The organism is Streptomyces sp. WAC 06738 (assembly GCF_003945505.1).
Taxonomy (GTDB): Bacteria; Actinomycetota; Actinomycetes; order Streptomycetales; family Streptomycetaceae; genus Streptomyces.
On the sequence record NZ_CP029618.1, the window covers coordinates 4,578,733 to 4,601,732 of the forward strand.

At 66.5% G+C, this 23,000-nt stretch carries 35 protein-coding genes; all 35 read right to left on the reverse strand.

Going from position 1 to position 23,000, the window contains the following annotated elements:
* Positions 1-122: 122 nt before the first annotated feature.
* Positions 123-596 carry an HNH endonuclease signature motif containing protein gene (locus DMB38_RS19975; RefSeq protein WP_125936321.1) on the reverse strand — a complete coding sequence of 158 codons (474 nt, stop codon included), beginning with the start codon at positions 594-596 and terminating at the stop codon, positions 123-125.
* Positions 593-1,108 (reverse strand): hypothetical protein, encoded by a 516-nt coding sequence (locus tag DMB38_RS19980; protein ID WP_125936322.1) that lies wholly within the window; start codon positions 1,106-1,108, stop codon positions 593-595. The genes DMB38_RS19975 and DMB38_RS19980 overlap by 4 nt, the downstream gene beginning before the upstream one ends.
* 9 nt (positions 1,109-1,117) lie before the next feature.
* On the reverse strand, positions 1,118-1,372 hold the full coding sequence (locus tag DMB38_RS19985; RefSeq protein WP_125939154.1) for a transglycosylase SLT domain-containing protein: 255 nt from the start codon (positions 1,370-1,372) through the stop codon (positions 1,118-1,120).
* 496 nt (positions 1,373-1,868) lie between these two features.
* Entirely contained in the window at positions 1,869-2,096 is a 228-nt protein-coding gene (locus DMB38_RS19990; protein WP_125936323.1) for a hypothetical protein, read from the reverse strand.
* A gap of 65 nt (positions 2,097-2,161) precedes the next feature.
* Positions 2,162-2,926, reverse strand: a complete 765-nt coding sequence (locus DMB38_RS19995; protein ID WP_125936324.1) for a peptidoglycan recognition family protein — start codon at positions 2,924-2,926, stop codon at positions 2,162-2,164.
* Positions 2,926-3,489, reverse strand: coding sequence for a hypothetical protein (locus tag DMB38_RS20000; protein ID WP_125936325.1), 564 nt, complete (start codon positions 3,487-3,489; stop codon positions 2,926-2,928). The genes DMB38_RS19995 and DMB38_RS20000 overlap by 1 nt, the downstream gene beginning before the upstream one ends.
* Positions 3,489-3,797, reverse strand: a complete 309-nt coding sequence (locus DMB38_RS20005; protein ID WP_125936326.1) for a hypothetical protein — start codon at positions 3,795-3,797, stop codon at positions 3,489-3,491. The genes DMB38_RS20000 and DMB38_RS20005 overlap by 1 nt, the downstream gene beginning before the upstream one ends.
* Before the next feature lie 14 nt (positions 3,798-3,811).
* Positions 3,812-4,600, reverse strand: coding sequence for a fibronectin type III domain-containing protein (locus tag DMB38_RS20010; protein ID WP_125936327.1), 789 nt, complete (start codon positions 4,598-4,600; stop codon positions 3,812-3,814).
* Positions 4,601-4,704: 104 nt separating this feature from the next.
* The gene (locus DMB38_RS20015; RefSeq protein ID WP_125936328.1) at positions 4,705-5,307 is read right to left on the reverse strand and encodes a hypothetical protein; all 603 of its coding nucleotides are present in this window, start codon (positions 5,305-5,307) and stop codon (positions 4,705-4,707) included.
* Entirely contained in the window at positions 5,300-5,476 is a 177-nt protein-coding gene (locus DMB38_RS36190) for a hypothetical protein (protein ID WP_164716046.1), read from the reverse strand. The genes DMB38_RS20015 and DMB38_RS36190 overlap by 8 nt, the downstream gene beginning before the upstream one ends.
* On the reverse strand, positions 5,473-5,874 hold the full coding sequence (locus DMB38_RS20020; RefSeq protein WP_125936329.1) for a hypothetical protein: 402 nt from the start codon (positions 5,872-5,874) through the stop codon (positions 5,473-5,475). Before DMB38_RS20020 ends, DMB38_RS36190 begins: the two co-directional genes overlap by 4 nt.
* A gap of 1 nt (position 5,875) precedes the next feature.
* Positions 5,876-6,124, reverse strand: coding sequence for a hypothetical protein (locus DMB38_RS20025; RefSeq protein ID WP_125936330.1), 249 nt, complete (start codon positions 6,122-6,124; stop codon positions 5,876-5,878).
* Positions 6,125-6,233: 109 nt separating this feature from the next.
* Positions 6,234-6,485 (reverse strand): hypothetical protein, encoded by a 252-nt coding sequence (locus DMB38_RS20030; protein ID WP_125936331.1) that lies wholly within the window; start codon positions 6,483-6,485, stop codon positions 6,234-6,236.
* Between the two features lies 1 nt (position 6,486).
* Positions 6,487-6,780, reverse strand: a complete 294-nt coding sequence (locus DMB38_RS20035; protein ID WP_125936332.1) for a hypothetical protein — start codon at positions 6,778-6,780, stop codon at positions 6,487-6,489.
* 5 nt (positions 6,781-6,785) lie between these two features.
* The gene (locus DMB38_RS20040; RefSeq protein ID WP_125936333.1) at positions 6,786-7,355 is read right to left on the reverse strand and encodes a hypothetical protein; all 570 of its coding nucleotides are present in this window, start codon (positions 7,353-7,355) and stop codon (positions 6,786-6,788) included.
* A gap of 1,241 nt (positions 7,356-8,596) precedes the next feature.
* On the reverse strand, positions 8,597-8,965 hold the full coding sequence (locus DMB38_RS20045; protein ID WP_125936334.1) for a hypothetical protein: 369 nt from the start codon (positions 8,963-8,965) through the stop codon (positions 8,597-8,599).
* A gap of 117 nt (positions 8,966-9,082) precedes the next feature.
* The gene (locus DMB38_RS20050; RefSeq protein WP_125936335.1) at positions 9,083-9,367 is read right to left on the reverse strand and encodes a stage V sporulation protein S; all 285 of its coding nucleotides are present in this window, start codon (positions 9,365-9,367) and stop codon (positions 9,083-9,085) included.
* Positions 9,368-9,431: 64 nt separating this feature from the next.
* A complete protein-coding gene (locus tag DMB38_RS20055) occupies positions 9,432-9,992 on the reverse strand; it encodes a hypothetical protein (protein WP_125936336.1) in 561 nt (186 codons plus the stop codon).
* A 1-nt stretch (position 9,993) separates the two neighbouring features.
* Positions 9,994-10,461, reverse strand: coding sequence for a hypothetical protein (locus DMB38_RS20060; protein ID WP_125936337.1), 468 nt, complete (start codon positions 10,459-10,461; stop codon positions 9,994-9,996).
* Positions 10,458-11,366 (reverse strand): hypothetical protein, encoded by a 909-nt coding sequence (locus DMB38_RS20065; protein ID WP_125936338.1) that lies wholly within the window; start codon positions 11,364-11,366, stop codon positions 10,458-10,460. Before DMB38_RS20065 ends, DMB38_RS20060 begins: the two co-directional genes overlap by 4 nt.
* Entirely contained in the window at positions 11,348-11,713 is a 366-nt protein-coding gene (locus DMB38_RS20070) for a WhiB family transcriptional regulator (protein WP_125936339.1), read from the reverse strand. The genes DMB38_RS20065 and DMB38_RS20070 overlap by 19 nt, the downstream gene beginning before the upstream one ends.
* Positions 11,713-12,027 (reverse strand): hypothetical protein, encoded by a 315-nt coding sequence (locus DMB38_RS20075; protein WP_125936340.1) that lies wholly within the window; start codon positions 12,025-12,027, stop codon positions 11,713-11,715. The genes DMB38_RS20070 and DMB38_RS20075 overlap by 1 nt, the downstream gene beginning before the upstream one ends.
* A complete protein-coding gene (locus tag DMB38_RS20080; protein ID WP_125936341.1) occupies positions 12,027-13,073 on the reverse strand; it encodes a hypothetical protein in 1,047 nt (348 codons plus the stop codon). The genes DMB38_RS20075 and DMB38_RS20080 overlap by 1 nt, the downstream gene beginning before the upstream one ends.
* A 202-nt stretch (positions 13,074-13,275) precedes the next feature.
* A complete protein-coding gene (locus DMB38_RS20085) occupies positions 13,276-13,695 on the reverse strand; it encodes a hypothetical protein (RefSeq protein ID WP_125936342.1) in 420 nt (139 codons plus the stop codon).
* Positions 13,692-14,063, reverse strand: a complete 372-nt coding sequence (locus DMB38_RS20090; protein WP_125936343.1) for a hypothetical protein — start codon at positions 14,061-14,063, stop codon at positions 13,692-13,694. Before DMB38_RS20090 ends, DMB38_RS20085 begins: the two co-directional genes overlap by 4 nt.
* A gap of 22 nt (positions 14,064-14,085) precedes the next feature.
* Positions 14,086-15,972, reverse strand: a complete 1,887-nt coding sequence (locus tag DMB38_RS20095) for a DNA polymerase (protein ID WP_125936344.1) — start codon at positions 15,970-15,972, stop codon at positions 14,086-14,088.
* Between the two features lie 89 nt (positions 15,973-16,061).
* Positions 16,062-16,805: a hypothetical protein gene (locus tag DMB38_RS20100; protein WP_125936345.1), complete on the reverse strand. Its 744-nt coding sequence runs from the start codon at positions 16,803-16,805 to the stop codon at positions 16,062-16,064.
* Between the two features lie 3 nt (positions 16,806-16,808).
* Positions 16,809-17,165 (reverse strand): hypothetical protein, encoded by a 357-nt coding sequence (locus DMB38_RS20105; RefSeq protein WP_125936346.1) that lies wholly within the window; start codon positions 17,163-17,165, stop codon positions 16,809-16,811.
* Positions 17,166-17,257: 92 nt separating this feature from the next.
* Positions 17,258-17,728, reverse strand: coding sequence for a hypothetical protein (locus tag DMB38_RS20110; RefSeq protein ID WP_125936347.1), 471 nt, complete (start codon positions 17,726-17,728; stop codon positions 17,258-17,260).
* A gap of 100 nt (positions 17,729-17,828) precedes the next feature.
* Complete coding sequence (locus DMB38_RS20115; protein WP_125936348.1) at positions 17,829-19,415, reverse strand: DEAD/DEAH box helicase; 1,587 nt, start codon at positions 19,413-19,415, stop codon at positions 17,829-17,831.
* Complete coding sequence (locus DMB38_RS20120) at positions 19,416-20,384, reverse strand: toprim domain-containing protein (RefSeq protein ID WP_125936349.1); 969 nt, start codon at positions 20,382-20,384, stop codon at positions 19,416-19,418.
* A complete protein-coding gene (locus DMB38_RS20125; RefSeq protein WP_125936350.1) occupies positions 20,368-21,600 on the reverse strand; it encodes a DnaB-like helicase C-terminal domain-containing protein in 1,233 nt (410 codons plus the stop codon). Before DMB38_RS20125 ends, DMB38_RS20120 begins: the two co-directional genes overlap by 17 nt.
* Positions 21,597-21,881, reverse strand: coding sequence for a hypothetical protein (locus DMB38_RS20130; RefSeq protein WP_125936351.1), 285 nt, complete (start codon positions 21,879-21,881; stop codon positions 21,597-21,599). Before DMB38_RS20130 ends, DMB38_RS20125 begins: the two co-directional genes overlap by 4 nt.
* Complete coding sequence (locus tag DMB38_RS20135; protein WP_125936352.1) at positions 21,881-22,339, reverse strand: hypothetical protein; 459 nt, start codon at positions 22,337-22,339, stop codon at positions 21,881-21,883. The genes DMB38_RS20130 and DMB38_RS20135 overlap by 1 nt, the downstream gene beginning before the upstream one ends.
* On the reverse strand, positions 22,336-22,989 hold the full coding sequence (locus DMB38_RS20140; protein ID WP_164716048.1) for an ATP-binding protein: 654 nt from the start codon (positions 22,987-22,989) through the stop codon (positions 22,336-22,338). Before DMB38_RS20140 ends, DMB38_RS20135 begins: the two co-directional genes overlap by 4 nt.
* Positions 22,990-23,000: the final 11 nt, after the last annotated feature.

Genomic DNA, 23,000 nt, shown 5'->3' on the forward strand with positions numbered 1-23,000 from the left:
CGCAACCGCACTTGTCGTTGTTGTGCCAGCGCGGTACGGGTTGGTGGCAGCGTTCGCAGATGAGATAGGGGTTGGCGAACTGGACGTACACGTGGGTTCTGGTTCGGGTCACCTGCGCTCCTTTAGAACCTGAAGGGTGAGTCCTGCTTTTCGAGGCGTTTGGCTGCTCGCCGTTCGCGGTCGCGGGCTCGGATGCAGGTGATGCATTCACGCCGGCCGGAGTGCCAGCGGGTGTTTTCCTCGGTGTATTCGTGGCCTTTGGGGCAGTGGGTTTTGCGTGCGTTGCGGGCGGAGAAGGATTCGCCGCGGGCTACGTTCTCTGTGGCCGGGACCGGTTCGAGATGGTCGGGGTTGCAGCAGGCGCGAATGCGGCAGCGGTGGTCGACGTGCCAGCCGGGCGGGACGATCTTTTGGTTGGCGAGTTCCCAGGCGATGATGTGGGTGCCCTTTGTGTGGCCGTTGGGGAGGCGGAATTTCCCGTAGCCGTAGTCGTCCTTGGCGCCTTGCCAGATGTGGCAGTCGTCGTATTCGGTGCCCTTGTCGACCTTGTCGAAGAATCGCTTCTCCCAGTCGCGCCCGGTCGGCCGGCGACTCATTCGTACAGTCCCAGCTTGTGCCGCACCTTCTGCTCGTTGACGGAGCGGATGGGGCAGTAGTCACAGAGGTAGCGCTGGCCGGCGGGGTTGGACTTGTCCCACTTCGGCAATCCTTCGGACTTCCGGGCGGCGGCAGTGGGAGGCGTCAGGAGCTTCTTGTCCGAATGGAAGTCGGCGCACGTCTCCGGCCGGTGGCGAGAGCGCCAGCACTGCATTGCATCGGCCTTGAGCGTGTCGACGGCCTGGTAGACCCAGGGCTCCAGGCCGGTAGCGCCCTCTTCCTGCCATACGCGCTTGAGGATTTCCTCACGGATCTCGGATGAGGAATGCCAGCGGTCCTCGTCTACGCCGTCGATCGGGTAGAGCCGGCCGAAGTGTCGCTCCCCGTTAGGGTAGGCGTGCTTGGCTGCGGAGTATTCGAGGACCGTGTCTCCGCGAGGGTCCCCCTCATAGGCGGGAAGGACTTCTGTGGTGTGGCAATCCCTGCACAGGAGAAGGCGGATCTGCGTCATGTGTGGACGCTAATACCACCCATTTTTCTGCCAGAAATACCAGGCATCGCACGGGCTTCCGTACCTGGAGTTCATATAAGAAATCCCCCACCGCATTTGCGTGAGGGGGTTCGTTCGCCAGTCGCTGCCGGCTGACTCCATCTTCGATCCGGGCAGGGCCTGGAAGAGGCCGTAGGCGCCGGAGCTGGAGTTTGTGGCGAAGGGGTCCCAGCTACTTTCCCTGTAGACCACGTTGCTCAGGCACGAGTACTGGGCGGAGGACATTCGCGAGCGGGCGTAGCTCCTGGCGCCGATGAGTGTGGGCGCGGCCTTGAGGGCTGGGCGGGCGCCGGAGCGGCTGACGCGTTTCGCGACCGTGGCGGTGACGGTGGGCCGGGGGCTCGGGCGGGTGGCCGGCGGCTTGTGTTGAGGCGGGGCTGTGGTCTTGCTCGGGGCGGGGGCCTTGGCGGTGGCCTGGTGCCTTAGCGAGCTAACGACGTGGAGGGGGCTGTCGAGCAGGACACGGAGCGGAGCCGGTGTCGGCGCGATTCGGCCTCGCCGTTCGGGCGGCTTGGTGATGGTGGGGTCCGCGTCAGCGGATCTGACCAGTGCGAGCGGGATGAGGAGAACGGCTGTCGCGAGGACTGCGGAGATGCGCCAGGCGTGCCAGGAGATATCGGGGATCTTGGGCCGGGACACGATGGGCCTTTCAACGGGGACATGACCCCGGCCATCCCACGGGCGTTCCGGCGTCGGTCACCCTAAAGGCCCGAAAAATGGTTCAGGTAGTCGGCCTGGTCGGCGGCTTGCCCCAGGGAGTCACCGTCGGATCGGGCTGGGGGTAGGTGGGCGGCCTGGCCAGTCCCAGCAACCAGCCGAAGGAGGGGTGGACCTTGGCCTCCAGCAGGCGGAAGACGCCGTAGTAGACGAGGGCGAACAGGCCCACGAGGGCCTGGGAGAGGGCCTGTTCATCGACGTGGATGTAGATGCGAGCGAGGAGCGCTACCACCCAGCCGACGATGAGAGGGACCGTGGTGCGCCAGAGGCCGCACAAGACGTCGTAGACGGTCATTTCTAGGCGACTTTCTTTTCCAGAGCCGCGATCCGCGCGCCTTGCGCCGCGACGAGCTTTTCAAGGGCTGCCACCCGCGAGTCGATGGTGGGCGTCGGAGTGGGCGTGGGTGTGGGCGTGGGTGTGGGGGGTGCGGGGGACCAGTTCGCGGCGTGGTTGAGGCGCTCGGCGACGCGGGTACGGATGGAGGCCATCGTGAACCCCCTGGGGTCCGACTTCTGGTTCGACCATTCCAGGTGTCCGATGACGCTCTTGTCGTGCCAGCCGTGGGCCCGGCAGATTGCGGCGGTGGCCCGCACGATGGACTCGATCTGCTTGGCCGGCCAGGGGTCCTGGCCGTTGCCGAGGTTTTCGCACTCGAAGCCGTAGAAGTGGCTGTTGCCGTCGACTGCGCCGGAGTCGCCCTGGCCGTAGTGAGTGGTGGGCGGGTTGGTGGTGTAGTTCTCGGCGATGACGGCCTGGAGGACGTTGTTGTCGCCGCCGCCGGCGTGATTGGCACGGCCGTATCCGACGAGGTAGATCACGCCGTCCTTGCCGATGACGCCGTGACACAGCGGGCCGGGCAGGGCGGTGTACCCGTCGCGGCAGATGGTGACCGTGTTCGAGGTGCCGGAGGTGACGGTGTGGTGGACGATGACGCCGTTGACGGGGCCCCACGCCCCCTTGCTGTTGCGGTTGTGGGTGCGCCAGGAGCCGACCTCGACGACCGAAAGTCCTTCGGCTCTCAGGGCGTTGAGGAATGCGGCTGCGGTCAGGGGGGTGGCCATCACTCACGCTCCTCTTGCTTGCGTGTGCCGGGTACCGGCCGCATGAAGAAGGGCGGCTGGTAGAAATGTCCCGGATAACCGACCTTCATTTGGCGGGAGTTGTACAGGTCCACGAACTCGCGGCGCTGGTCCTCGGACAGGTGCTGAAAGTAGAACTTCGCTTCCGTGTGGGCGCCTTCGAGCTGGGCGACCTGCAATTCGTACGCGGTCTCCAGCGCGGCCTTCGCCTGCTCCGGTGTCTCACCCCGCTTGCTGGCGGTCGCCTGGATTTCCTCGGGGCTGAAGCCGGCCATCCAGCGTTCCTTGCGCTGGGCCTTCTCCTCGTCGGTGAGAGGGCGGGAGAGGTAGACCTTGTAGGTTTTGTCGGTCGGCCCGACGATCCACCCTTCGCGCACCAGGGCCATGAATTTGTCCGGGTGTAGAGAGCCGCAGAACGAACAGGACAGGCCCACGCTGTCCTGCCCGATCACTCCGTGGCCGGTGGTCCAGGAGTCCAGTCCTTCCTCCCGTTCCCACGGGCCCATCTCGTGAGTGCGGCGTGGGCATGTCTGAGCGGTGGTCATCAGGTCAGCTCCGGCCAGGTCCACTGGCCTACGTCAGGGCCTTCCTTGCGGGAGGTGGCCCAGTAGGTGTCGTTGCCGTCGAGGCTGACTTGCAAGTTGACACCGTCCTCGGGTTTGCCCCAGATACGGACGATGACGGCGGGCAGGATCTGGCCCTCGGCGGCGTGGTTGCCGGCGTGAACGATGAAGCCGGTATGACCGTGGGAGGCGCCGGACGTCGCGCCGTCGCCGCGGCGCCGGTTGATGCACTCCGCGTCGTCTGCACTGAGGCGGTAGTGCACGGTCCGGCCGATGGTGGGGGTGGCCACGGTGTGTTCGCTCCCTACGAGGTGGTGCCGGTGACGGCCGGCGTCGACTGGGCGCCTTCGCCTACCGAGTTCACGGCGGAGACCGTGATGCTGTAGGCCGTGGCGGAGGTGTATCCGGTGAGGCTGGCTGTGGTGATGGGGGCGGTGATGGTGGCCTTGACGGTGGCGCCGTCGTAGACCTTGTAGGAGGTGACCGGGGGATTGGCGCCGGCCGGTGCGGTCCAGTTGACGTCCATGCCGGTGGCGGTGACGTTCGTGACGGCCACGCCCGTGGGGGCGCCCGGGACAGCCGGGGTGGGCACGGTGCCGGTGAGTGCACTGGAGGCCGCGGAAACGCCGATGCTGTTGCCGGCGACGACCGTGAAGGAGTACGTCTGCGCGGCGGCGTACTGGAGGGTGACGTGCGGTGCGGTGCCGAGGGGGGCGTAGGCGGTGGCGACCTTGCGGGCGCCGTCGTACACCGCATACCACTCGGGAGCGCCGTGAGTGGAGTCCACCGTGGGCGGGGTGAGGGTGAGCTTGACCTGGCCGCCCACGATGGGGGTCGTGGTGAGGGTCGGGGCGCCCGGTGTGCCCGGGGCAACCGTGGTGGCCGGCAGGTGGCCGCGCAGCAGAGGCGAGAAGTCGCTGACGGCGGTGCCGTTGGAGTCCGTCCGTACGGCGCGCACCTTGAGGGCGAACGGCTGACGCGGGGTGGCGTAGTTGGGGGTGGTGAAGGTGACGGTCTTGGTGCTGGCGCTGGGCTGGTTGACCTCGCCGATCTTGACGTCGTGGCTATTGAGGCCAATCCGGCTGGGGTCCATGCCATCGGTCGTGGAGGCCGTGGAGTTGTCGTAGATCTCGTACTTGGTGACGTTCGGGATCTTCGTCCAGCGAAGCTGGATTCCTGCGCCGGTGCCAGAGGTGATCAGCGGCAGGGGGGCCGCGAAATCGACGTCGTTCGGGGGCTTGGGGGCAGGGTGAGGTGGAGCTGGTCGTAGCCGAGCGCGGGGGTATGCACGGTGATCGGGTCGGAGTCCGGGCCGTAGCCGAACTCCTGGTTGTGGGCGGCGATGGTGATCGTGTAGTCGGTGTCGGGCGCGATGGCCGTCCAGACCGGGTTGTCGGGGTCGGTGCGGTCCCAGAAGCCGGTGAGGGTGGCGGACGTCTCGCCGCCGGGGTGGTGGACGTCGCCGCCGTTGACGGTGATCTTGTGGCCGGTGACGCCGACGGACTGAAGGCCGGCCACGCCCATGTAGTAGGAGTCGGCGAGGTCGGCGTTCTGCTCACCGACGTTCGAGCGCCAGAACAGCAAGATCTTGTAGGGCTCGGCGACGCCGTGGGAGTGCGGGTTGCCCTGCGGGTCGAGGTACCACAGCGGCTTCGGGGGGACGGTCTGATCACCGTAGCCGGAGGGGCGGGCGCTGACGCGCTGGTCCGCGGTGAGCGGGGGGTTGACCAGACCGACCGGGCTGCCGGGTTCGGCCGTCAGGGCGGTGGTCGTGTTGAGGTTCCATTGTTCGTTAGCCATCGGCGGCATCGCTTTCCGGTGGGGCCTTCAGGGGCGAGGGTGTGTCGAGGGGGCGGACGACCGGCGGGGGGTCTTCGGGTACGAACCGGGCGATGAGCCGGAAGAGGAGCAGCCCCAGGACGCTGATGAGCATCGAGACGAGCTGCGCCGCGACGGAATTGAGGGTCATGGCTGCTCCCTCTTGTGCCGAAGCCAAGCGGAGAAAGCCACCACCGAAATACCCGCGATGGCCGTGGCGTTCGAGAGCTGCATCCCTACGCTGACGGGTGAGTTCATGAGCGAGACCGCGACGAATGCGAGCAGGTAGGAGCCGATGGCGCCCATGAATTTCAGGCTGGATGACTTCAACGAGTGCACCAGCGCGATGAGTCCGAGAATTACACCGATCGTGCAGTAGCCGAAGGCAATCCAGTAGGTGGCGGTGAATTGCTCGGCGTGCACGACCGAGAAGGGCGTGTTGCCCAGCGCCTGCCGGAATGCTGTCGCCACCGTGAAGATGCTGAGGCCGGCGCCGAGGATCTTCTTCGTGACGGCCGGCGGATAAATGAGTACGTATCCGTGCTTCACTTCACATCCCGAAGTAGAGGTGCGCCGGCGCGTTCGGCACGTAGCCCGGGGTGCGCGCTGCGACGCCGTCAGGACGGCGCTTGACGGGCGTTTCGTGCAGGCCGTAGTAGAGGTCGTTCCAGTCCTGGCGGACGCCGTACGTGGTCGGCTCGACCACGCCGCCGCGGTCGCGGTTGATCTTCTTGTAGGTCTGGTCCGTCAGGCCCTCGTCGAGTTCGGCCGCGAGGGAACGGCTGGGTGCATAGCTCATGTGGGCGGGCTCTCCTTCCGGTTCTCACGGCGCTTGGCGCGGGCCGCTTCGTACTTGGCCTTCAGCCGCTGGAATAGGGTCACGAAATAGCTGGAGAGGGCTCGCATGCTCACTTCTCGACACCCAGCTTCCTCACGGCCGGGGCCGCCCGCTTCTTCGATCCGCCGGCCGGCACGCCACGGCTCATGGTGGTTCCTGCCGATGCGCCGGCGTCGAACTCCGACTTGGTGGACGGGGCCTTGGGCGCGTACCGGGCGGCGGTGCGCTGGTCGAGTTGATTGGCCTTGGCGCTGACGACACGGCTGGAATTGTCACCACGGCCGTGCCGACGACGGTCGGAGAGGCTGGTGGCCTTGGGCATGTCAGATCACTCCCAGTGCGGGGAAAGAGGTCGCGGAGTACCCGGACTGGCGCTGCGAGAAGTCGACTCGGCTTCCGGGGTAGACGTCGTCGAGGCGGGCGATATCGCTGATGCCGAGTACGTGCTGTACGTATCCGAACCGGGGCGGCGTGCGGCCGATATTCGGGATCGGCGGCTTCATGCGGCGCGCGGCGTCCGCGGGGATGTCCGTCCATTCGCTCAGCGCGTCGGTGACCTGCTGCTCCCGGGCACTGGACCAGGGACGACGAACGTAGAGGGAGTCCTGCTGCAACACGCCGATCACCTCCAGGCCGGCCGGAAACGCATGAGCTGCGCGCGGCGCTGCGCATTCACGGCCGTATAGGAGGGGGTGATTTCCTGCTCGTAGACGCGCATGGCGGTGGCGAAGCGTGCCGAGGTCGCCACGAGCGTTTCGGACTTGCCGTCATTGACCAGCGGACTGCCGATCATGGAGCCCTTTTGGGTCCACTTCTCGCCGCGGGCCTGGGCCTGGAGGGCGGCAGCCGGGTGGACGTCCTCGGTCCAGTAGTAATCGGCCGGGTCGATCCTCTCCCCTTTGTGCACGCCGCGCTGGTAGCTCTTCTGGGTGGCGCGGTTGCCGATGTTGTTCAGGAGTCGGTCCTGGCGACGGGTACCGGCGCCGATGGTGCCGAGGTAGCCGTCGGGGTATTCGGCGCTGGGCACGTGGCCGGTGTCCATCATCCGGCGTGCGTCGAGAATGTCGCGGGCCCCGGACAGCAGGAATCCGCCCGAGCCTCCGGCATAGGTCACCGCCCCGCCCACCGGTGCCTGGTAGGGCGGGTTGTACATGAAGTTGGCGTTGGCGCCTGCGCCGTTGGGGTAGCTCATGACTTCATCCACCCCTGGTTCGACCGGTAGAGCGGGTTTCCGGAGCGCTTGGGGTCGGTAGCGGGCTTGTTGATGGACTGGAGGGCCTTGGCGGCGACGAAGATGCCGGCACCGGCGTAGCGGCCAGCCTTTGCGAGCTTCGGGGATACGGCGAGCGACGATCCGGGGGTAGAGGGCGGTGTGCTCGGTCGTGGAGGTGCGGTCGGCCGGGGCGGGACGGCACTCGTTGCGGGGGGCGGAGCGGAACTCGGTGCCGGCGGTGGCGAGGGCAGACGATGTCCTCCGAGCCCTCCGGCCCGGGTGGCGGCGCTGACGGTGAAGACGTGGGGCGTGCGGGTGTAGGTGCGCCCGGCGGGAGGCGTTGGCGTTGGCGTAGATGTGGGCCAGTGCGTGGGGTTGGGTCCCGCGGCAGAGGGCGAGCTGGGTGAGCTGGGTGTGGGCCCGAGGCCGAAGAGCTGGGGCTGGGTCCAGCCGGGCCCGGATGTCGCAGACGATGACGGAGCGGGCGGCGCGGGGGGCTGTGCGGGTGGGGTGACCCGCTGGCTGGCCATGGCGGGGTTGCTCATGCCGGGAAGGGCATGCTGGGCCCTGCGGAACTGGTCCGCGTTGAACGTCGGCTGGGGTGGCCCTTGGAGTTCGGATGCCTGGAAGAGGGTGCCCTGGTGGCCGGAGGAGGCTGCGGGGCGCTGCGGGGTCGGCTCGGGCTGGGCAGGTGCGGGCGTCACCCGGTAGCGGCGCATGGCCTGGTCGCCGAAGCCGCGGAAGGCGGGCTGGGTGAACTGGTCCGGGTTGAAGTCCATGTCACCTCCCAGAGGTCATGCCGTGCTGGAATTCGCTGATGGCGGCGGCACGCGAGGTGCCTGTGTCGGTGCTGAAGCCGGTGTCGGGTGCGGTGGGCGGCGGGGCCGGGGCCAGAGAGCCACGGTCAGCGGTGCCGGTGGTGGCTACCGAGCTGGGTGCGGGCGGGCTGGGCGAGGTGGCGGCGGTGCTCACGAGTGCAGCCATCCCGACTGGTCGCCCGCAGGGGCCGGCTGGGGGCTGCCCTGGTTGGACCGGCCGGCCGAGACCACGTGGGCTCCGGCGTTGGCGAACTGTGCGGCCGACAGCAGGCGACTGCCGGACGTGGCGCCGGTCGTTCCGGCGCTGATGGCGCCACTTTCCGCGGCCGAGGTGACTGCCGTGCGGGCTACGGTGCCGACCCCGATCCGGGCGGCGATGCCCGCGAGGAGAGGCCACATGGCTCAGCCCTTTCGTCCTGTTGCCTCACCGGCGCGGAACTGGTCCTGGCTGCCGAAAGCACTCGCGACCGGGCGGCGGCCGGTGGTGGCGCAGCAGGCGCAGCCGGGTCCGTGCAGGGAGCGCTTGACTTGGACCACACCGGCCGGGCCGTAGGTCTCGGCGGCCGAGGTCTGGCGATGGGATCGGTGGGTGTTGCGGCCGTAGTTGCCGCCGCCGCTCTTGGAGATGCCCTGGCGGCTGGCGCTCTGGCCGCCCTCGGGGCGCACCCACGTCACGCGGTGCAGCTCGTCGCCCATGGTGGGGAACTGACCCGTGCTGACCGGGCCGCCCGTGCTCGTCTTGCCCCGGTTGGGGGGAGTCCAATGCGTCATGTCTTCCTCCGCGCGGCTGGTTGGCCCTCGGGAGTCAGAACATGATCAGTGTGTGAGTCAGCAGCAGAATGGGGCCTTGTGGGGCGAGTTTAGGTCTCGTTATTTTCTGCCGGTATTTCAGGTGCCCATGACGCGGATCGCGATGCCGAGGATCTCACCTTCCGGAGTTTTGCTGCGGAAAAATGTGATCTCTTCGAGGAGCTTCGTTCCGAAGGAGGAGACGAACGACTGGGCGATGGGGATTGCCTTGACCGCCTGGTTGATGGCGCCGGCGCCGACGGCCTTGAGGATGACCTGGTTGCCGGACTTGATGGCGTGAGCGATGGCGGAGCCGAGTTCAGGGGGCGGAGTGACGCTCTTGACGCGGAACTCCTTCTCCTTCACGGCGGGCTGAGTCTGCACGACAATTACGCTCCCTGCATTTTGAGCTGATGCAGGGAGCGTATGGCGGAGGAATTACCGCGTGTTATGCGGGGGCCGGACGCTTGCGGATGGTGTCCAAGACCTCCCGCTGGAACTTCAGCTCGGGCGGCTCAGGGGTGGCCAGGGCGTCGGCGATGCGAGCGAGTACGTACGCATCGGCCGCATCGTTGTTGTCCGGCTCGAACCCCCAGCGCATGTACACGGACATCATGATCTTGTCCTTGTCCGCGCGGCCGGAGCCGGTGACGTACTTCTTGACCGTGGCCGGGGCGACCGCGTGGATGCGGCGTTCGATGTGGTTGGGGAAGACCTGGGCGAGCGCGAACTTCGTGGCGGCGCCCAGTTCGCCCAGCTCCTCGCGCCGGAATTTCGCGCCGTAGGCGTAGCCCTCGTAGCAGATGTGGGTGACCTGGCCGAGCTGGTTGATCATCCGGAAGTGCGGGGTGAGGGCGGCGGTGACGTACAGCAGCCGGGTGATGCCGGTGCCGGCCACCTTCGGGGAGAAGTCGAAGACGGCCTGCTCCGCGGTGTCGGTGGTGGCGTTGTAGTAGACGATGGCGCAACCGCTGTAGGACTGGTCGATCCCGATGGAGATGCGCGGCATGTCACACCCCCCACTTGCTGTAGCGGGTGTCGGATTGGCTGTTTTGCCGACGGGAGAGGTCGCGGGAGCAGAACTGCGCGCGGGCCTCAGCGTTCTTATGGACCATCTCCAGGCCCTCGGCCAGGGCGACGGCGTCCAGGTGGCGCCGCTCGTCTTCCTGGACCTGGGTGTCGGCCGCGGCGGCGGCCTTGCGGCCCGAGACGGTCTTCTCCGTGCTGGCGGCGAGAGCGGCTCGGGCGGTGGAGTAGTCCAGGTTCTGCTTCGCGGCGCGGACGTTGACGCGGGCTTCCACCAGGCGCATGGCCGCGTACGCGGTCCACGAAACGTATTCGCCGTACAGGCCCATGAGTTGGCGGTCGTCGAGGGAGGTGATGTCGGCCGGGAGGGGCGGCATGTAGCCGTCCGGCTTCTCCTCCTTCTCGAAGCCGAGCTTTTCCAGCTTTTCCCACAGGTCGTCGGCAGCACTCACTTGTCGTCCTCCTTGAATTCCAGGCATGAGGCGCAGCCGGCACGGCCGTTGAGGTTGCAGAACGGAGGGGTGTCGGTCTGGAGGCAGTCGACGATTGCTGTGGCGGCTTCGATGAGCGGCTCGGAGAAACTCTCGTCGTAGGCGACGGTGAACGACTTCGTTTCCTGCGTCGGCTTGAAGTCGTAGAAGAAGATCGTCCGCTCGGCCGGCAGATCCTCGAAATGATTGGCGATGTACATGTAGAGCTGCACCTGCCGGACTGCTGCGGGCAGCGGTCGGCGAAAGTCCCGCCACAGGCGGGTCATGTCCGGCAGCCGGCCGTGGTCGGTCTCGACGATGTAGCGCTCCAGGAACTCCGGGCGCTCGTATCGCAGCGAGCCCAGGCCGAGGGTCTTGATCTCGATGAGGGCCGAGTCCTGGGGACTGAACCCGTCGGCCTTTCCGCCGATAAGCAACGGGTGGGCGTTGAGGGGGACTTCGGCGTACTCGATGCAGGAGGTCGGGGCCGAGCAGTATTCGCACGCTTCCGGGGTCTCTTCGGCCCAGAAGTAGCCGTCGCAGAACAGGCAGTGCCAGTCGCCGGCCAGGCGGCCCATCTCGGTGAGCCAGCGCTGCCATTTGCTGTGGGTGCGGTGCCCTTCCTCGAAAATGTTCTCCCGCGTGAAAGTCGTCTTACTCTTTTCGGCGGGCTCGACTTCCAGGCGGAGCCGGTGGAAAGCGGCCAGGTGGCACCAGTCGGACTTCACCATCTCGCTGGGGTGGAGGACGTCCTGTCGGCGACCCGAGGGCCGGGCGGCCTTTTCCAGGACATGCTTTTGCACGTCCCCGAAAAGAGGCTCGGCGATCTTGGTGGCGTTGAGGTATTCGGTGAGGCCGGGGCCGCCCTTTACGACGCGTGGGGCCACTGATTCTCCTGAGTTTCTGAGGTGACTTCGTCGCTGGGCGGATGCCATGTCCAGCGCTCGGGCATGGCCGGGTAGCGCATGCGCAGTGCCAATCGGTCTTCGGGGGTCATCCCGCCCCACACGCCGTAGTTCTCCCGGTTGAGCATGGCGACGTAGAGGCATTCGGCGCGGCGGGGGCAAATGAGGCCGTCCCAGGTGCCGTTGCACACGTCGAGGGCGAAGCTCTCGTCAGAGAAAAAGATGTCCCGCTTCCGGGTCGGGGTGAGGGAGTCTTCGCGGCATTTGGCTTCGCCGCGGTGGTGCTTGGGTGACCAGTCGGGGGCGTTGACGACGGCGCGGATTCCCATCAGATGTCCGCCTCCAGTTCCAGGAACCGCAGGAAGTTCTCCTCGGAGATCACCACCCAGTTCCGGCCGTGCAGTTCGACCACGAACGCCATCTGCCGCATGTCCAGGAGGGCGTTCTTCTCGGCGTTGACCAGCGCGGCATGGGTGATGGTGAATTGGCTGCTGGCAGTGGTTTTGCACTCGATGGACCACTTGGTGTTACGGACGTCGTTTTTGACCGCCCACCCGTTGCCGGAACCTGCGGTGGTGGTGCCGCCGACCTTGCGGGCGAGACGTTTTTCCTGAGCGCGGGAGGCTTTGATGCGGCGGTCCATCACGCCGCACCGGGCTGCACCAGGGCCAGGACGTCCGCGCTGAGCTGCTCCTGGAGGTCGACGTCCTCAAGGAAGGCGGAGCGCAGTTTCTTCTCGCCGTGCCACTGCTGGCCGCCGTACTTGTACCAGGAGCCGTCCAGCGTGATCAGGCCCCAGTAGATGCCCATGGTGATCATTTCGGCGGCCACGTCGTAGTCGCCTTTGCGGATGCCGGTGGCGGAATCGGCGAAAAAGAAGCGGATGGATGCCACCTGCTGGGGCGCGGCGCTCTTGGACTTGATCGTCTTCATCTTGATGACCTGGCCGACGCGCATGCTGCCGCCGCCGGGTCGCTTCTCGTCGATCCATTCCGTGCGGGACGCCTCAAGTCGCGTGTAGTAGGCGTAGTTCTTCGCCTTCCCGCCCGGCGACGTCTTCGGGGTCATGCCGGCCGGGGACCATCCGCCGATCTGGTCGCGCCACTGGTTGACGATCAGCGCCAGCAGGGGGCGTTCCTTTTCCACCAGGCTGCGGCGGGTGGCCGAGCCGACCTTGCGGAAGAACTTGCCCGTGACCCGGGCGCCGGCACTGATGGTGGCCTGGTCCATGTCCCGTTCGGCCTCGTCGTCGGCGACTAGGGCCGGATAGGAATCCAGCACCACCGCGTCGAACGCCCTAGATTCCGCGGCCTTCAGCATGGCGGTGTAGGCGTACTCCATGGCGTTCGTGGAGTAGACGGCCACGCGGTCGACATCCACGCCGAGGGTCGTGGCCCATTCGGTGTCGTAGTGCTCCGCGGCCACCCAGAACGTAGAGAATTCCGGGTCGCGTTGCTGGTTCGCTGCAATCGTCTTGTGGACGATCGTGGTCTTTCCCGAGCTTTCCGAACCGACGATCTCATTCCACTGGTTGGCCGGCCATCCCCCTCCCAGCATGACGTCGAGAGAGAGGGAGCCGGTCGTGAACCGTGAAACGGCGGGCATCGTCGAGGCGACAATGACCGAGCCGGGGCCATGTTTCTTATTGATCTGCGCCATGACGACGCGGGCCTCATCACTGAGCGGCATACGACGACCGTATGGACCGAAAAAATCACCGCACAGGGCCAAATGGGTGGCCTATTTTTTATTTACGGGCAACCGGCGGGTTCGTCGTCCGTTCCATAGCACTGGTACGTACGCGGGTCGGTCGCGGTATCCACCGCCGACCAGATACACAGGGCGGCGCCCGCGGCGAGGCAAAGGGCCGCGCAGATGAGGAGAATGCGGCTCACATCCGCCCCACGATGACGTCCGGCCGGTAGCCGGCGCCCTTTGCCTGGTGCAGCGATGGCCTGGCCGGCGCGTCTCGGTTGGAAATGGCCACGCCCTGGGTGGAGTTCTGGACCGGGTAGTGGCACTGGTTGCACATTGCCTGGGTGTTGGGGGTGGGCCGCCAGTACTCGTCGCTGCCGCAGGAGGGGCAGCGCTCGGTGACCTTCGCGGACTGGGCCTTGTTGGTGACGTAAACGCCCTGCTGGGCCGGTGCGGGCTGCTGCGGCTGTGCGGGGGCCTGCGGCTGGCCGTAGGTGGGGTGGGCCCACCACGGCGTGCCCGAGGGGGTGAGGCCCGCTTGCGGGGCCTGTGGAGCTGGCGGGGCGGGGGTCCCTCCGGTGCCGGTGAGCTTGTTGAGCCAGAAGTCGCTCGTCATCTCGAAACTCCCAGGGTTCCGTTTTCCAGGAGATGGCCGACGACGGTGGCCACGGCGGTGCGGCTGATCACCGCGAACATGGCGCGCTCCGGATCGTCCTCGTCCTCCGGCTCGTCCCCGTCGCGGTTGAGACGGACGAGCCGGTACAGCAGGTCGGCCGCGATGTCCGCGTGCGCGAAGACCTCGGGGGCGACCGTGTTCACTTCTTCGATCCGCATGTGCGACTTGTAGTGCTCGATCTGGTCGACGTCGGGGCCGGCGGGCACCAGGCCGAGCATCCGGCAGACCTCGTGATAGTCGCCGCATGCGACAACGTCGCGGAGCATTCCGCGGAAGATGGCCGGCGCTTGGATTTCGGTGTCGGGCATGATGCCAGAGTAGATCGAATGATTATTTCGCTTCACTCCACCGATTGCAGATTTTCACGTCTGTGGTAACGGGCACGGACAGAAGCTGCATTTCGGGGCCGGCCATCGCGTTGTGCAGCACCTTGGCGCCTTCCTCGGCAATCTCCGCGGGACACATGGCGGCGATTTCGTCGTGCACGGTGAGCAGGATTTGCATGCCCGGCAGCAGTCCCTTGTGCAAGCGGACCAGGGCGAGCTTGGTCATGTCCGCATTCGAGCCCTGGATATGGCTGTTGACGACCTGGCGTTCAGCCTTGCCGCGGCGGCCGTGGTCGTGGGAGAGCAGGTCGGGCAGACGCCGCTTGCGGCCCAGCAGGGTGCGCAGGTAGGGCTCCGGCCGGCGCGAGCGCACCGTACGCAGCAGCTGGCGCTTGTAGGCGTAGACCTCGGGGAACTGCTTCTCGTGCTCGCGCAGGATCTGCTTTGCCCGGCGCAATGTGGTGTGAGACATGTCGGCGACTTTCTGAGGGCCGGCGCCATAATTGATCGCAAATGCGATGGCCTTGGCGACCTGCCGCATCTGCTTGGTGACGTCCTCGGGGGCAACACCGAACACCGCTGCTGCGGTGGCGGTGTGAGCGTCCACGCCATCCCAAAACCCTTGCCACAAGGCCCCCTTGCCCGCGAAATGGGCGAGGATACGCTGTTCGATCTGGGCGTAGTCAGCGACCAGGAGCACGAACCCGTCGAGGGGGTCGATGAGGTCGCGGATGGCTTTGCCCCACTCGGTGTCCGCGCGGGGCCAGTTCTGGACGTTCGGTTTGGAGCTGCTGAACCTGCCGGTGACCGTGCCGTACTGCTTGAGGATCGGATAGATCCGGCCGTCGAAAATTTGGGTCGGCTTGTCGTCCTCGGGATTGCCCAGGTAGCCCTCCACGTAGGTGGAGAGGATCTTGGAGACGTCCTGGTAGGCGAGGATCGCGTCGACCACCGCGTTGCGGCCCTTGTAGGGCTCCAGGGCTTCGGCGTCCGTGGACGGCGCCCCCTTCGGCGTCCGTTTCCTGGGGCGCAGGCCCTGCTCCTCATAGAGGATGACCTGTTTCTGCGGTGCGGAGCCGATGTTGAAGACCTTGCCGGCCGCGCGGTACACGTCGGCCTCGCACTCGGTCATCCGTTCGCGGAGCGCCATGCGGAGCTGCTCCAGGGCCTTGATGTCGACCGGGACGCCGCCGGAGCCCATGTGCAGGACGCAGGCGAGCACGTCCATCTCCAGGGCCCACATGTCCTCCAGGCCCTCGGCGGTGACACGGGAGCGAAGGTCCAGCCACTGGAGCCAGGTCGAGGCCGCGTCCATGTAGGAGTAGTCCGCGACGGTGCCGAAGGCGTGTTTCTCGATGCACTTGCCGACGTCTTCGAGGTCGTAGACCAGGTTCCAGCGCTCTTTGTCGAGCGGCTTGAGACCGATGGGACGGTTTTCGTTGACCATCCACGCGGCGACGATGGTGTCCCCGTACGGAGGGGGCGGGTAAGTGCCCTTGTAGTACTTCGCGACCGACAAGAGGTCGAACGGGGCGTTGTGTGCGACCTTCAACCGATCGCTGTAGAGCAGTTCTTCCAGGGCGTCGAACACCACGGAGGGGCGGAGCTGAGGTGGGGGCTCCTCCCACTGCGCGGCGATGTGGTCCCACTCGCCGGTGCGTTTGTTTTTCCGCCGGGTGGCTTTCCGTAGGAGGTTGTGGCCGTTCGGGTGCCCCATGGGAATGACGGCCGTGTGGCCGTTGGTGGCGAGGGAGATCCATACGACCTCGTTGACCGCGGGGACGCCGCGGTACTCGCCGGTGGTCTCGACGTCGAAGGCGAATGCGTCCTGGGTGCGGAAGTAGCCGACGACGTCTTCGAGTTGACGGGTGTCGGTGATGAGCTGCTGCACGAGATCCCCGGGCCGGTGAAGAGACGGGAGAGCCCGCGCCGGCGAGTCAGAGCGGGAGCACCGGCGCGGGCGTCTGTGGGCGGGGTCGGTCAGGCGTCCATCAGCATGCGGACGATTTCCTCCATGCCCTCGTCGTCGAGCAGTTCCTTGACCTTGTCGCCGTATTCGTGGCACTCGGCCTGGAACTGGCGCAGGGCCTCGTCGTCGAGCGGGGCGACGTTGTACTCCTCGTCCAGGTCCCGCTCCTTCACCCGCTCCAGGGTGTACTCGACCGACTTCTTCTTCTGTTCCTTGCGGATGGTGAAGTAGAGGTCGGGCCGGTTCAGCGGTCCCCTCTTGTCGTCGGCCGCGATCTCCTTGAGCTGACGCGCGATCTTGATTCCGACGTCCCAGACCTTCATGACCGGGTACTCCGGGTCCTCCAGAGAGACCACGTCGAAGCACGCGGAGAAACGCTTGGCCTTGTCCCCGATCGCGCACAGCGGGCAGTCCGGAGTTCCCCAGCAGCGCACGCTCTTGGAGCCATCCTCGATCTCGTCGATCCAGTGGCTCGCGAACACGTCGAAGGGGCCGTCGCCGAGGATCTTGATGACCATGCGGTTCTCGGTGACCTTGAGGTACATGTCGCCGCCGCCGGCCGCGGAGGCAACCTTGTCGACGTCGTCCCAGCCGGCCTGGTGGGTGGGGCCGGCGCTCGTCTTCACCACGCGGCCGGTGATGGCCTCGCGGCGCGTGATGGCGGTGCCGTCCGTGCGACCGGCGTCGAATCCCTTCTGCTCGGCCTCCCGGGCGGGAAGCGAGCGGCGACGTCCATAGCTGCGTGTTTCGGGCATGAGTCAGCTCCAGTCGTGAATGGGCTCAGGGAGGACGCCGCGCGTGTGCTTGAACAGCTCCTTGCAGCGGTCCGGGAAATTGGTGTGGGAGATGAAACGCTTGGTCCCGGACAGGACGCCCTCTTCGTAGGCGATGGCGATGACGCCTTCGATCTGCCGCCGGGTGTACAGGCGGCGCCGGCCGTTCTTGGATTCGCTGTTGTAGATCCAGGTGGCGCCGGGGAACAGGCCGATGGTTTCCCATTTGTAGAGCGTTTTGGGAGACCGGCCGAGCGCCGTGGCCAGGTGGCTGGTCGCGAAGAACTCGCGGTAGTAGCCGGTGATTTTCTTGTAGATCGGGTCCTCGTCCCAGCGGACCATCTCCCCGACGCTCGGGGTTTGGACGGGGTGGGGAACGCCGAGAGGACGCGCGGTTCCGGGGTAGACATCGAGCGGCTTGCGCTGAGGGCCGATCACGATGTCAGGCCCCGGAAGGCGAACGTCTCTTTCTGGACGAGGATTTCGTCCATTTCCGCTTCGGTGAGATGTCCTTCCTGGAGGAGGACGTACAGCTCATCCGGGTCCAGCATGGGGACCGGCGGAAATGCGCGGCGGTAGAGCGCCTCGCCCTTGGCCCTGAGAATCCGCTCGGCGGCTTCCTCGTCGGCACTGATGGAGACGCGGCGCTCCCGCTTGATGCGCGTGTACTCCGAGTCGCCCGCCGGAATCGGGAAGGGAAGGTCCAGGTACTGGCTGCCCTTGTGATCGGTGTACCCGCGCTGCTCGACCGCGGCAGCTACTCTGTCGCGGAGTTTGTTCAGGCGTGTGGTTTCTTCGGTGACCTGAGCCTTGAGGACCGCCCACTCCCGGAAGATCGGGATGATGGGGTCGAACGGAATTCGCTGAGGTTCCGGGGCGGCCGTTGGATTGAGTTCTTCAGGCACGCAATGCTCCCGTAGGGGTGGTGCGAAGGAGCTACTCCAAAGCTCCGTGCACCGACCCTATGAGCGTGAAAAATGACCGCCAATCGGCCAAAAGAGTGCCTCAGAAACTATTTCCGATGTGTTCCGAGAGACTTTCCACATCGACGTCCAGCGAGCCGGCGCCACGGCCGTCGACCACCGCCTGGGACAGGCTCTGGCGCAGCCGGAGCGTGGCCTGCACGCGCTCCTCGATGGAGTCCTCCACCACGAGGTTGACCACGTGGACACGGTCGAATGTCGAGCTGGCGCGGACGTGGCGGGTGTTGCGCTGTGCCAACAGGCCGTTGGAGTAGGGGAGGTCGTAGTTGATGAGGTACTGCACCTCGGGCAGATCGAGCCCGTACCCGCCGGCATTGGTGGACAGGAAGATCCGGCACTCGGGGTCCGTCTTGAATTTGGCGAGTGCGGCGGCTTTCTTGTCCGCGGTGAGCTGGCCGTGGAAGAGGACGAGGTCGCCGTGCTTTTCGAGCCGCGCGGAGAGGTAAGGGAGCAGTCGGCGGTAGTCGGTGAAGACGGCGACCTTCGCGCCCTCGGCCGTCATGGTGGCCACCAGCTCGTCGAGGGCGTTCAGCTTGGGCGAGTGGTTGAGGTCGGGTAGGTCGGTGCGCGAGGCGGCGAATTGTGCGGCGTACTCCGAGCCCTCCGCCTTCGTCTCGTGGTAGGCGACCGCGGAGTCCATCAGGAGTTGGGGGTGGTCCAGCAGCAGCCGGGCCGCCTGCATGCGGGCCATGACCTTGCCCTGGGCGCCGAATCCTGCCTCGGGGCGGACGCCGGCGTAGTAGGCGGCGATGTCCAGCTCCTGGCCGGCTTCGGTCAGCTCGTCCATCGCGGCCTGGAGGTCGAGAAGGATGGCCTTGTAGATGGCCCGGGTCGTCTTGTCGAGCTGCACCGAGTGCGTCGTCTCGGTCACGGCCGGCAGGTACTTCGCGACCTCCGGGTCCAGGCGCGACTTGCGGATCATTGCCTTGGACAGGTTCCGGTGCAGCAGGTCCAGGTTCTTGTAGCCGGTGACGCCCCCGAACCAATTTCGCGTGATGAATGACTTGTCGAAGTGGTCCCACCTGCCGAGGATCTTTTCGTTGACCCACTCCATGATGGAGAAGACCTCTTCGGGCCGGTTCTCCACCGGAGTTCCCGTCAGGGCGACGCGGATCGGGGGCTTGAGTTTCTTGACGCGCTTGGTGGTCTGGGCCGCGAAATTCTTGATGGCGGTCGCCTCGTCGAGGACCAGCGCGTCGGCCCAGACGGCGCATAGGTACTTCCAGTCGTTCAGGACGGACCCGTACGAGGCGATGACGTAGTCCGCGTGCTGGGCGGCCTCCCACTGCTGGCGGCGCTTGGGGGGTGTGCCGTTGATGACCACGCACACGTTCTCAGCGGGCACGGTGAGGCTGACGCCGCGGACCTTGACTGTGCGCCGGGGAGCGTCGGTGAAGTTGGCAATCGCCTGCGCCCACTGCCACTTCAGCGAGTTCGGCACGAGGATGACGCAGCAGCGGATCTCGCCTTGGCCGAGCAGTTCTTCGAGAGCGGCGATGGTCATGACCGTCTTGCCGGTGCCCATGCTGTAGGCGACCAGCAAGCGGCGGTCGGACAGAATCCGAGCTACGCCGTCAGTCTGGTAGGGGTGCAGCTTTCCGACGAACATTCAGTGCCTCCCGCGCCACGGGTAGTGGGCGCCGGCGTAGGCGGACCTGGCGGCCTCGTCGCTCATCTCGCCCAGGTCTTTCGCGGGAATCCCGCGGTAGTTGAGGAACTTCATCGCCAGCCCTCGCGGGCGCCAGCGCGCGTACAGCCGGTCGCGTGAGGTGATGCCAGCGGCGTCGTTGTCCAGGCCGAGGACGAGCGTGGTGCAGCGCGCTTTGATGAGCCGCATCTGCATCTCGGAGACGTGCGCCCCGAAGGCCGCGAATGCGCCCTCGATGCCGAGGGAATGGGCGCGGACGGCGTCGAGGGGGGATTCCAGCAGCAGCGCTGTCTCGCCGGCCCAGGCGATGTCACCGAAGAGGGTGCGGGACTTGAGGATTCCCTGCGGGTAGTTCCGGAAGAACCGCTTACCTTTCTCCTGCCACCCCCACAGCTCGCCCGTCATGGGGTTACGGATCGGGAGAATCCAGCGCTTCTTTTTCGGGTCCCACAGCACTCCGTACGCGGCGCACGCCTCGGCGGTCAGTCCTCGCGAGTCCAGAGCCGGGGGCGGAGGAGGTTCGAAAAGGGCGAGGGCTGCTTCGGTGAGCCGTTCTCTCGGCTCGTGATGCTCGCGCTGGTCCTCCTCGTCGCGGACGCGGTATACGCCGTGGCGTGCGATCCACTGCCAGGCTTCTACGCGGGCGTAGCCGAGCTTGTCTTCGACCAGGTCGATGAAGAGCCCGCTGTACTGGCAGGAGAAGCAATTGAACAGGCCGGTACGGGAGTTGACGCTGAATGAGGGCCGCCGGTCGGCTTTGCCGGTGTTGGCGAGGTGGGCGGGGCAGCGAGCGAGATACTCCGATGAGTCCTCTCCGCTCACCTCCCGCAGCACCTCGATGCCCATGCGGTGCATGGCGCCGGCGACGTCTGCGGGTACCGGGTTCGCGTACGCCGCGAGCTGCTCCCAGACGTCAGTAGGGGAGGTCATCGTCGACCTCCTCCTCCTCGAACGCGGGCGGGTCCCAGGAGATGGAGATGAGGTGTTCCTGGGGCGGGGAGTTTCTGGAGGCGAGGACTTTCATTCGGTAGAAAAAGTCCTCGTCGGTCGCTTCCATGCCGACGACGAGGTCCGCGTCCTGGGCCCAGGCGGAGGTGTAGCCGAGGCTGTTCACGGTCAGGCCCTTGGCGCCGACCTTGTGCGACAGCGACTGAGTGGTGACGACGACCGGGAGGTCATTGTTCAGCGCGAGCTTTTTCAGGCCGCGGCTGATGTTGGTCAAAGCCAGGGGTGTCCCCGACTCCCGGGACACCTCGTCGAACAGGAAATAGGCCCCGTCCACGAACACGACGGACGGGGAGAGTTGGTCGATCTTCGATTGGATGCCGGTCAGGGTCATGACGCCGGCACGGTCCTCGGTGACGACGTACGGCTGTTCGCCCAGCGGCCCGGACAGGGCCTTTTCCAGAGCCCGCCACTCGCGGGGGCTCAGGTCGCCGGTCTGGAGCTTCTTCGGGTTGACCTGCGCGAGGAATCCGTCCAGGCGCCGGGCGATTTCCGCGTACGGCATCTCGAAGGAGATCAGCAGGGGCTTCGCGCCGTAGTCGTACGCCGAGCGGGTCATGCCGAGCATGACCGTCGTCTTGCACGACTTCGCGAGTCCGGTGAGGACGATCATCTGCTGGGGCTGAATGCCGAGCGTGACCTTGTCCAGGAACCTGAACCCCGTGGGGATGCCCAGGAGTTGCTCAGGATTCTCGCGGGCCTGCCGGTAGGCCGCGAGCCGGTCGGCCCCGGTGGCGGCGTAGTCGATTTCGCGGGAGGTGGCGGAGGCGGTGGTGGCCTGCGCGAGCATCATTCGCAGCAGCGGGAGTGCGGCCTCTGAGCCGTTCTTGTCGAGGGCCTCGGCCACGGCGTCCAGGCCGAGGTCGATGATGACGCGCCGGCGGGCTTCGTGCAGTTGGCGGACGAGGTAGTCGAGCGGGCCGGAGGAGTCCTCGCGGAAGGCGAAATTGGGGTGGTCACGTTGGATGACCTCCGGGGTGGGCGGCTCCCCGTAGTCCTCCCGGAACGTCACGATGTCGACGAAGATCTTGCGGTTGTTCGGGTCGAGGAAGTGATCAGCCGTAATCCGCGCCTGGGTGACCTTTTCCAGGTCGCCGGTGAGCGCGATGTAGCTGATCACTTCCTCTTCGATGCTGCTCACAGGATCTCCAGCAGCGTCAGCGGTCCCGCTTCCTCCATGAGGTCGCCGAGCGGGACGGGGCCCATGCAGTCGTCGTCCACCACTGGTTCGACAGAGATCTCGGGAAGCTCGCCGGCGCGGAAGGTGACGACGACGGCCCAGCCGACCAGGTCCCGTTCCTCGTAGCCGCACAGCCCGATCTCCGAGTGCAAGCGCGCGATCTTGCTGGTGTGGTCGGGGATGAGCTGGACGACCTCGCGGCGCGGGTCCTGGTGGGGCTCGGGGCGGTAGTCGGCGGTCACTAGATCACCGCCCGCATCAGTTCGGGATTTTGCGGGTGGACGTAGATGCCGCGTGGGCCGTAGCGCAGGGTCTGGTCGGGCAGGCTGTGGAAGATGTGGGTGTGGCCGAGCAGCCCGATCAGCCGCGCCATCTCGTTGGGGGTGGTGACGACCAGGCGGCTGGCGGGGAGGGCCTCGGCCTCGATCCGTGTGGCGAGGTGGCCGGCCATTTCCTCGGGCAGGAACGTGACCAGGGCGATGTTCACCTCGCGGGTCCACAGGTGCCAAAGCTCGCCAACGGCAGAGCCGTTGGTCTCCTCGAACAGGTCCAGCGCGGCGGCCCGGCGGTTCCAGCGAATAAGCCTGCGGAAACGATTCTCCGAGTAGCGGGGCCCGGGGAGTCCGATCAGGTGCTCCCAGACGACGAAAACCTCGGTGGGGATTTCCTCGTCGTCGTCGAGGTCGGCGTACCCGATCACGCGTCGGCCCCCCGCAGCGTCTCGCCGACGAAGATCGTCCGGCGGGTGCAACGGTCGACGAAGGACCGCAGCGCCTTGGAGTAGCGCTGTGACCACTCGGTGCCGGAGAGGTTGGTGGTGATGAGGGTCGGCCGGCCCTCGTCGTATCGCTGCCGTAGAAGCTGGTCGAGCGTGTCTTCGGCGTAGCCGGAGTCGGTGGTGTGCTCATGCCCGACGTCGTCCAGGAGCACGACGTCGGCCCACTCCACGCGCTCGATGGCGTACTGCCACCGCGAGAGCTGCTCGGGGACCGTGTCGGCCCCGGCCTTGAGGACCGAGATCTTCCGCGAGACGTGGTCGGTGTAGCGGGTCTGGTAGACGGAGATGCCCCAGCGTCGGCGTAGCTCGCACAGCACCGCGGAGGCCAGGGTGGTCTTCCCGGTGTTGGGCGGCCCGGCGAAAAGGAGGCCCTGGCCGAAAATGTTGGGGTTGGTGGGTAGGGCCCTCCAGTTGCGGTCCTGCTGGCCGCGGAACTGGTCGACGTAGGTGCGCGCTTTATGGAGGGCCTCGGGCTGGATGAGGTCGCCCATCTCCTCGACGTCGTTGAGGGTGATGCCGCGCAGGCGGGGCGGGATGCCGGTGCCGACCCAGCGGGCGCGCTCTGGGTCCATCGGGCGAGTGA

Coding starts and splice junctions, on each gene's coding strand:
- DMB38_RS20115 (WP_125936348.1), bottom strand. CDS start 19,415: ATGTTCGTCGGAAAGCTGCACCCCTACCAGACTGACGGCGTAGCTCGG.
- DMB38_RS20075 (WP_125936340.1), bottom strand. CDS start 12,027: ATGGACCGCCGCATCAAAGCCTCCCGCGCTCAGGAAAAACGTCTCGCC.
- DMB38_RS20025 (WP_125936330.1), bottom strand. CDS start 6,124: ATGAGCTATGCACCCAGCCGTTCCCTCGCGGCCGAACTCGACGAGGGC.
- DMB38_RS20120 (WP_125936349.1), bottom strand. CDS start 20,384: ATGACCTCCCCTACTGACGTCTGGGAGCAGCTCGCGGCGTACGCGAAC.
- DMB38_RS19980 (WP_125936322.1), bottom strand. CDS start 1,108: ATGACGCAGATCCGCCTTCTCCTGTGCAGGGATTGCCACACCACAGAA.
- DMB38_RS20000 (WP_125936325.1), bottom strand. CDS start 3,489: ATGACCACCGCTCAGACATGCCCACGCCGCACTCACGAGATGGGCCCG.
- DMB38_RS19975 (WP_125936321.1), bottom strand. CDS start 596: ATGAGTCGCCGGCCGACCGGGCGCGACTGGGAGAAGCGATTCTTCGAC.
- DMB38_RS20040 (WP_125936333.1), bottom strand. CDS start 7,355: ATGAGCTACCCCAACGGCGCAGGCGCCAACGCCAACTTCATGTACAAC.
- DMB38_RS20045 (WP_125936334.1), bottom strand. CDS start 8,965: ATGACGCATTGGACTCCCCCCAACCGGGGCAAGACGAGCACGGGCGGC.
- DMB38_RS20080 (WP_125936341.1), bottom strand. CDS start 13,073: ATGCCGCTCAGTGATGAGGCCCGCGTCGTCATGGCGCAGATCAATAAG.
- DMB38_RS20010 (WP_125936327.1), bottom strand. CDS start 4,600: ATGGACCCCAGCCGGATTGGCCTCAATAGCCACGACGTCAAGATCGGC.
- DMB38_RS20030 (WP_125936331.1), bottom strand. CDS start 6,485: ATGCCCAAGGCCACCAGCCTCTCCGACCGTCGTCGGCACGGCCGTGGT.
- DMB38_RS20055 (WP_125936336.1), bottom strand. CDS start 9,992: ATGCCGCGCATCTCCATCGGGATCGACCAGTCCTACAGCGGTTGCGCC.
- DMB38_RS20105 (WP_125936346.1), bottom strand. CDS start 17,165: ATGGTCCGCTGGGACGAGGACCCGATCTACAAGAAAATCACCGGCTAC.
- DMB38_RS20085 (WP_125936342.1), bottom strand. CDS start 13,695: ATGACGAGCGACTTCTGGCTCAACAAGCTCACCGGCACCGGAGGGACC.
- DMB38_RS20140 (WP_164716048.1), bottom strand. CDS start 22,989: ATGGACCCAGAGCGCGCCCGCTGGGTCGGCACCGGCATCCCGCCCCGC.
- DMB38_RS20015 (WP_125936328.1), bottom strand. CDS start 5,307: ATGGCTAACGAACAATGGAACCTCAACACGACCACCGCCCTGACGGCC.
- DMB38_RS20090 (WP_125936343.1), bottom strand. CDS start 14,063: ATGCCCGACACCGAAATCCAAGCGCCGGCCATCTTCCGCGGAATGCTC.
- DMB38_RS20100 (WP_125936345.1), bottom strand. CDS start 16,805: ATGCCCGAAACACGCAGCTATGGACGTCGCCGCTCGCTTCCCGCCCGG.
- DMB38_RS20070 (WP_125936339.1), bottom strand. CDS start 11,713: ATGGGAATCCGCGCCGTCGTCAACGCCCCCGACTGGTCACCCAAGCAC.
- DMB38_RS36190 (WP_164716046.1), bottom strand. CDS start 5,476: ATGACCCTCAATTCCGTCGCGGCGCAGCTCGTCTCGATGCTCATCAGC.
- DMB38_RS19985 (WP_125939154.1), bottom strand. CDS start 1,372: ATGTCCTCCGCCCAGTACTCGTGCCTGAGCAACGTGGTCTACAGGGAA.
- DMB38_RS19995 (WP_125936324.1), bottom strand. CDS start 2,926: ATGGCCACCCCCCTGACCGCAGCCGCATTCCTCAACGCCCTGAGAGCC.